This is a genomic window from Streptomyces sparsus (genome assembly GCF_054776295.1).
Genome location: NZ_BAAHCA010001559.1, coordinates 1 through 699 on the forward strand (window position 1 = coordinate 1; position 699 = coordinate 699).

General features: G+C 76.1%; 1 pseudogene. It reads right to left on the reverse strand.

Annotated features, from left to right (window positions below):
• Positions 1-224 (reverse strand): annotated as a pseudogene (locus ACYVE9_RS29595) (hypothetical protein); the annotation flags it as partial.
• Positions 225-699 lie beyond the last annotated feature (475 nt).

Genomic DNA, 699 nt, shown 5'->3' on the forward strand with positions numbered 1-699 from the left:
TCCGCCGGCTCCGCCGCGGGCCGCACGTCCCCCGGGAGGTCCGCCGTCACCTCGAGCTCCACCGCCACCGGAAGGCCGCCCGGGGCCGCGGCACGCAGCTCGGCAGGGAGTCCGGCCGGCAGGACGTCGAGCGGAGGCAGCTCCTCGGGAGGAGCCGCGTCGTGTGCGGCTGGCGCGTCAGCCGTGGCGGCGGGGGCCGCGCTGGTGAGGGTCCGGATCTGCACGGGCGACCTCCAGGGTGATCGCTGCGTCGGGACGGCGTGCGAACGGCAAGGAGGAGCACGGCAGGCTCGCCGCCGTCCGTCCCTGCCTGGGGTGAGCGCATCCGCACATCCGGAAAGGCACGCTCCTGGGACTCTGGCACCGCCTCCAGTGTGGGGTACGACACACGCGCCCCAGTAGGGGGCTGCGGCCGATTTCTGCGCCGATTCGCTACCCGGAGCAGCGGAACGGCTACGGCGTGCGCCCCGGTGGGGGCGGAATGTCCGCGGATGACCGGATGTTCGCGCCCGGGACGCCCCTCCCGGCGGCGGCCTCGCGGCGCTCCCCCGTGTCAGAGGGCGGCGGCGCCACGCTCCCGGAGGGCGGTGGCGTACTGCTGGAGCACCCACAGCTCCTGCCAGACACCGGCCGACTGCTCGTGTGCGCCCTGCGCGTCCAGTCGCCGCGCGGCACCCTCCAGCTCGGCCGTGCGGGCCC